The 7,111-nt window shown below is 54.4% G+C and carries 5 protein-coding genes and 1 pseudogene; all 6 read left to right on the forward strand.

What is annotated here, in order from left to right:
* A partial coding sequence (locus AC1DU9_RS29085) for a substrate-binding domain-containing protein (RefSeq protein ID WP_477811208.1) occupies positions 1–251 on the forward strand: 251 nt, incomplete at its 5' end.
* Positions 252–550: 299 nt separating this feature from the next.
* Positions 551–2,215 carry a glucose-6-phosphate isomerase gene (pgi, locus tag AC1DU9_RS29090; RefSeq protein ID WP_223458736.1) on the forward strand — a complete coding sequence of 555 codons (1,665 nt, stop codon included), beginning with the start codon at positions 551–553 and terminating at the stop codon, positions 2,213–2,215.
* A 276-nt stretch (positions 2,216–2,491) separates the two neighbouring features.
* Complete coding sequence (locus AC1DU9_RS29095; RefSeq protein WP_477811209.1) at positions 2,492–3,718, forward strand: carbohydrate porin; 1,227 nt, start codon at positions 2,492–2,494, stop codon at positions 3,716–3,718.
* Positions 3,719–4,212: 494 nt separating this feature from the next.
* Entirely contained in the window at positions 4,213–5,613 is a 1,401-nt protein-coding gene (gene gabP, locus AC1DU9_RS29100) for a GABA permease (RefSeq protein ID WP_108219393.1), read from the forward strand.
* A gap of 112 nt (positions 5,614–5,725) precedes the next feature.
* A complete protein-coding gene (gene gbdR, locus AC1DU9_RS29105; RefSeq protein WP_223458732.1) occupies positions 5,726–6,841 on the forward strand; it encodes a choline metabolism transcriptional regulator GbdR in 1,116 nt (371 codons plus the stop codon).
* Positions 6,842–6,914: 73 nt separating this feature from the next.
* Positions 6,915–7,111 (forward strand): annotated as a pseudogene (locus AC1DU9_RS29110) (NAD(P)(+) transhydrogenase (Re/Si-specific) subunit alpha); the annotation flags it as partial.

Here is a 7,111-nt window from a genome sequence, read left to right on the forward strand (position 1 = left end):
GTGCTATGCAGGCCCTGCGTGCAGCAGGGCTTGAAGTGCCGAAGGACATCGCGCTGGTCGGCTTTGACGATTTCGATTGGGCGGATGCTTTTAGCCCCCGACTGACCGTTATGGCGCAACCTCTCGAGGAACTTGGAGCACAGGCGGTGAAGCTTCTATTGAAGCGTATCAAGCAACCGGAAGGACGATGCCAGACGCTTCGATTGAAACCCTCTTTAATTCAGCGAGACTCTTGCGGCTTTCCCAAATAATAGTACTCAGGCATTTATCCTGATGATCTGGCGGTTGCGGACGTGAATTATTGCAATTGTTTTTCCAAGTCCAGCCGCCTGAGTAACTTTTAAACTGAACGATCAGTAGCTCGTTTTTATTTGTCGTGCATGTTTGCATGGGCGCGCCGATCTGGTGGGCGCAGTCCGATAAAGGGTAGTCACTAAAACTGTAGCGCGTATCGCTGCTGGGCACTTGTGCGTTCGCGAAAGCAAAAAACCTCCACATTAGAATCGTTGGTTCAGACGGCGCAGGCCGTATTGGCAAAGAGGGACTGGGCATGAATAACTACAACAAAACGAGTGATGTGACTGCATTGCCGGCATGGCGCAATCTGCTCGACCATCGGGAGAGCATGAAAAACTTTAGTATGCGCGATGCCTTTCGAGATGACAGTAAACGCTTTCAGGACTTTTCCCTGGCGGGCTGCGGGCTGTTTCTGGATTACTCCAAAAACCTGATCACTCACGAGACGCGTTCATTGCTTGTAAACCTTGCTCGCGAGGCTGGCGTGGAGCAGGCAGCGCATGCCATGTTCAGTGGAGAAAAAATCAACTGTTCCGAGGGGCGTCCTGTGCTGCATACCGCGCTGCGGCGACCAGTGGGGGAACCCTTGATGGTCGATGACCGCAATTTGATGCGCGATGTGCATGGTGCCCTGGCGCAGATGACTGACGTTGTGAGTCGTATCCATAGTCATCTTTGGCGTGGTTACAACGACAAGGTCATCACTGATGTCGTAAATATTGGTATTGGTGGCTCATTTCTGGGCCCTGAGCTTGTCTCTGAAGCACTCGCGCCCTTCGCTCGGCATGGGGTGCGGTGCCATTACCTGGCTAACATCGACGGCAATGAATTCCGAGAGGTTACGGCCGATCTGAACGTAGAAACAACGCTGTTCATCATCTCCAGCAAAACCTTCGGTACCCTTGAAACGTTGAAGAACGCGCAAGCTTGTAGAAGCTGGTACCTGGCCAAGGGCGGGACGGAAGAGAAGCTATATCGCCACTTCATTGCGGTGACGAGTAATCGTCAAGCCGCGCTGGATTTCGGCATCCGTGAAGCAAACATTTTTCCTATGTGGGACTGGGTCGGTGGCCGTTACTCACTATGGTCGGCAATTGGCCTGCCGATTGCTCTGGCCATTGGCATCGCCAACTTCAAGGAACTGCTGTCCGGCGCGTACGCTATGGATCAACATTTCCTGAATGAACCATTGGAACAGAACCTTCCCGTTCTTTTAGCGGTACTTGGCGTTTGGTATCACAACTTTTGGGGTGCGCAAAGCTATGCGTTCTTGCCCTATGACCATAACCTGCGCAACTTCGTTAAACATCTGCAGCAGATGGACATGGAGTCCAATGGCAAAAGTGTTCGTCATGACGGCACGCCAGTCTCCTACACCACAGGCCCGGTAATCTGGGGTGGCGTGGGATGTAACGGACAGCACGCTTACCACCAATTGTTGCATCAAGGGACACCTCTAATTCCAGCTGACTTCATTGTGCCTGTGGTCAGCCACAACCCAGTGGCTGACCATCAGGAATGGCTGTACGCCAATTGTTTGTCTCAAAGCCAAGCGCTGATGCGAGGCAAAAACCGCGCTGAAGCTGAGGCAGAGCTAAAAGCCAAAGGCCTTTCATCCGGTGAGATCGAACGACTGGCGCCGCATAAGGTGATCCCCGGAAACCGCCCAAGCAATACCGTTGCTCTTGAGATCATCAATCCACATAGCCTTGGGGCGCTGATCGCCCTTTATGAACACAAGGTCTTTGTCCAGGGTGTCATTTGGGGAGTCAATTCGTTTGATCAATGGGGCGTGGAACTGGGCAAGGAGCTAGGCAACAGCGTCTACAACCTTCTGACTCGCTATGACGCGGAACCGGCAGATGATTCCTCGACGCAAGGCCTTATAGATTTCTTCCGAGGACGTCATCGTGGTTAAGGTAGTTTGGGCTTCCAAGTGCATGGCCTGAAAATACACTCCAAAGGCTAAAACTTAAGGAGGGCTAACTAACTTATTGGTTAAGTAATCGCTTGCTTACCCTCGTCACTCCGCCTGGCACTGCATGGATTTTTCTCATGCTTTGGCTCAGGCGATACGGTGCGTTCTCTATTCGATTTAACTTATTTCCCGTTCGGGAACTTGTGTGTGGAGCTAGCGTGCTAGCTCGCATTATTGACCTTGTCCAATAAATATAAAAAACAAAAGGTGTCATGAATGAACGTTAAAACTCTCAGTGCAGTTCTGGGTGCGTCTTTTGCTGCCGGTTTTCTGCCCGTTGATGCGTATTCAACAGACTTCAGCGGCTACTACAGAACCGGAGTAGGAGATTCGACTCAAGGAGGGACACAGTCGTGTTTTCAGCTACCCGGCGCGCAGTCTAAATATCGCCTTGGCAACGAATGTGAGCAGTATCTGGAGCTGGATTTGCGCCAGGATCTGCTTTCACTGGACGACGGCTCAACGCTTAGCGTTGAAGGCATGGCACAGTTTAACAACGAGTATGGCCATGCCCCCAAATTTGACGGAGAGCACGGCTATACGCGGATGAGTCAGCTCTACGCAGAGTGGAGCAAGATGCCGGCATTGAATGGCGGTTCTTTCTGGGCGGGCCGTCGTTACTACAACCGAAACGACATCAATATTTCCGACTACTTCTACTGGAACCAAAGCTCAACGGGCTTTGGGTTCGACCAGGTCACATTGGGAGATCTGAAATACAGCTACGTGCTCTCACGCAAGGACAACGTCTTCCAAAAGGATTTCGTTACCCGGCATGATGTGACCGTCAGCGGATTCAACACAAATCCCGGTGGCGAGGTTCAACTGGGCGTCAGTTATCTGGACAAGCCGAGCCGTGAGGATGCTCATCAGGGCTGGTCGGTGGTTGCCCAGCACAAGCAGGTTGCGTTTCTGGGCGGAGTCAACAAGTTCGCTGTTCAATACGGCCGAGGGCCAGGCACCGCATTGGGCTACACCGGTGATACCACGTTGGATGAGAGCAACAAGAGCTGGAGGCTCGTGGAGTTTTTCGATTGGCAGTTGACTCATGCTTTCAGTGGTCAAGTTGAACTGGTCTATCAAAAAGACACGCGCCCTGAAGGTGATGATCAGAACTGGTTATCCATTGGTGTTCGGCCAATTTATGCGTTCACGGATCAGTTCAAGTTGATCACCGAAGTTGGGCGCGACCAGGTTGAAGCCGCAGACGGTACCCGAAAACTCACTAAGTACACCATCGCGCCGACTTGGTCACCGAAGGGCCCGGGATTCTGGGACAGGCCGGAATTTCGTCTGTATTACACCTACGCTACCTGGAACAAGGCTGCGCAACGCGCCGCCAGCTTGCAATCTCCGGGATCGGCTCTGTCTGATACCGGTGCGTTTGGTACAGACTTGCAAGGCTCCAACGTAGGGGTTCAGATCGAGTATTGGTGGAAATAAACGCCCTTGTTGACGCCGATGCCGAATTGAACCACGTGCCGACGCAAGACCGACCCACCTCCAAATCAGCTCAATTCCAGCACAGGCATCGATTTGTGAGGAATCAGACTGGGTCAGTGACATCTCGGCAACTGGGTGTATTCGGCATCGGCGCCAACACGAGGATCGACGCTACTTTATTAAAAGAACTCTCAACGAACAGGAGATGACTGCCTTTGGCCACTTAGTGACTGACTGGTTTTAACCGCGAACACAATGTATTCATATGTCGATATCAGACACGGAGGTGGCGTGATCAGGTAATTGAATCATCGGACAAGCCGGGTAAGGTGGCGCATCTTTTTATCGAAATAACCACATCGCGATGATGGGTTTGATAAGAACTGCAGCGTTTGAAGGGTGCCTCCTTCAGGAAGCCCGGCAGGCAACAATGATGATGATCTGTGCCCCTATCAATTCGCTTAAATGTCGATCAGTAGAGAAAAAAAAAACCAATGATTAGCCCGAACTCCAAGGATTCGAGTGGCCAATTGGCGCAGGGCTTCAAGCCTCGTCACGTCACAATGCTGTCAATCGCCGGTATCATCGGCGCCGGTTTGTTCGTTGGCTCAGGACATGCCATTGCAGCTGCCGGGCCGGCCGTCCTCCTGGCCTATCTCTTCTCCGGCCTGCTCGTCGTTCTGGTCATGCGCATGCTCGGTGAAATGGCGGTGGCCAACCCGGACACCGGTTCGTTCTCCACCTATGCCGACCAGGCCATCGGACGTTGGGCGGGCTTTACCATCGGTTGGCTCTACTGGTGGTTCTGGGTGCTGGTGATCCCTATCGAAGCACTGGCCGCCGGCCATGTGTTGAACCAGTGGTTTCCCCAGATCGATGCCTGGCTGTTCGCCCTGGTGTCGATCATTGCGTTGGTGATCACCAATCTGTTCAGTGTCTCCAAGTACGGCGAATTCGAATTCTGGTTCGCCATGGCCAAGGTGGTGGCGATCATCGGCTTCATCGGCGTGGGTTTTGCCGTGCTGATGGGCTGGGTGCCCGATCGGGAAGTCAGCGGACTGAGCGGACTGATGGCCGAGCATGGCGGATTCGCCCCCAACGGCCTGTCGGCGGTAGTCGGCGCGTTCATCACCATCATGTTCAGCTTCATTGGTACTGAAGCGGTCACCATCGCCGCCGCCGAATCCGACAACCCGTCGCAGAACATTGCCAAGGCCACGCGTTCGGTGATTTGGCGCATCGGCGTGTTCTACCTGTTGTCGATTTTCGTGGTCATCTCCGTGGTGCCCTGGAACGATCCTCTGTTGGCCTCGGTAGGTTCTTACCAGCGCGCACTGGAAATCATGAACATTCCCCATGCCAAGTTCATGGTGGACGTCGTAGTACTGATCGCTGTGGCCAGCTGCATGAACTCCTCGATCTACATTGCCTCGCGCATGCTGTACTCGCTGGGCCGTCGTGGCGATGCGCCGAAGGCGCTGAAGGCGACCTCCTCTGAAGGCGTGCCGCGGGCAGCCGTCATCGCCAGCACCGTGCTGGGTGCAGCGATCACCGTGTGGAGCTACTTCATGCCCGCCGGGCTGTTTGACTTCCTGCTGGCCAGCTCCGGTGCGATTGCCTTGCTGGTGTACCTGGCCATTGCGGTGTCGCAGCTGCGTATGCGCCGGATGCTACGTCGGCAGAATGTCGAACTGGCCTTTCGCATGTGGCTGTTCCCTTGGCTCACATGGCTGGTGATCGCGTTCATTTGCGCAGCGTTGGCGGTGATGATGATCACCCCGGAACACCGTAGCGAAGTGAGCTCGACCATTGGACTGGCGCTGGCGATTTCCTTTATCGGTCTTGTGACATCGCGTCAACCTGCGCGGGATGCAAGGGCGACGTCGGTGGGATAAAACCAGGGAGGTATTTGCGCCGAACCTGATACCCCCCGCGCGCCAAGGCTGGGGGTATTACAAGCTCCTGTGTCTCAGTCCGTAATCGCTCTTTGTGAGGGCATGACCCCCGATGTCATCGAAATCCACCGTGCCCGACAGTACCCCTACAAAATCAGTTGGTTTTCTGCTACTGGACAAGTTCACGTTGATTTCCCTGGCGTCAGCCGTAGAGCCCCTGCGCATGGCCAATCAGTTGTCGGGACAACAGCTGTATCGCTGGCATACGTTCAGCCCCGGTGGTGAGCCTGTCTGGGCCAGTGATGGCGTGCCGATCACCCCGGATGCTTCGTGGAGCAATCCATTGGTGGTGGACACTGTAATCGTGTGCGGCGGTGTTGGAATCCAGAGCGTGATTACCCGCGAGCACATTACCTGGCTGCAAGCCCTGGCGCGTCAATCCAGACGGCTGGGAGGCGTGTGCACGGGCAGTTGGGCACTGGCCAAAGCCGGGCTGCTCGACGGTTATGAGTGCAGTGTGCACTGGGAGTTTCTGGCCGCCATGCAAGAAGCTTTTCCGCGGGTCAGCATCAGTTCGAGTCTGTTCACCCTCGACCGAAACCGCTTCACAAGCTCCGGCGGAACGGCCCCTATGGACATGATGTTGCATCTGATCGGTCGCGATCATGGTCGTGAATTATCGGCTGCCATCTCTGAGATGTTTGTCTACGAGCGCATCCGCAACGAACAGGACCATCAGCGCGTTCCGCTCAAGCACGTGTTGGGAACTCATCAGCCCAAGCTGCAGGAGATCGTTGCGTTGATGGAGGCCAACCTCGAGGAACCGCTCGACCTGGATAACCTTGCACAATACGTTGATCTGTCGCGTCGACAGCTAGAGCGGCTATTTCAGAAATACCTTCACTGTACGCCGTCACGCTACTACATGAGGTTACGTCTTGTTCGAGCGCGACAACTGCTTAAGCAAACATCATTGTCGATCATTGAGTTGGCGTATGTATGCGGTTTCGTGTCCACACCCCACTTTTCCAAATGCTATCGCGAGTACTTTGGTGTTCCACCCAGCGACGAGCGTTGCGGCTCTGAAATGAGTCACAAACCGGCAACGCTTGCGACTACGCAGCAGTCATCGACCAGACCGCTGACAGCGCTCGACCAGGCTCGAAACGAATCGACTTTTGCCAGTGTTCGAATGATTGATCGTTCCGATTTGGCGCAATCGTGCTGATCGGCCGTCCTTGCCACCCCCATTCATCCGTAGTGCCTGGGTTTACTCAACAAGATCACGCAGGAGATTTGACGTGCACATTGGTGTTCCTCTCGAAACCCAGACCGGTGAAACACGGGTTGCCGCAACCCCGGAAACCATCAAGAAGCTGATCAGCCAGGGTCATAAGGTCACTGTACAAAGCGGCGCCGGCGTCAATGCCAGCGTTGTCGACAGTGCCTATGAAGCGGCCGGCGCAACCATTGGCAGCGCCAATGACGCGTTTGGCGC

The sequence above is a fragment of the Pseudomonas sp. P4_C1 genome, assembly GCF_056402155.1.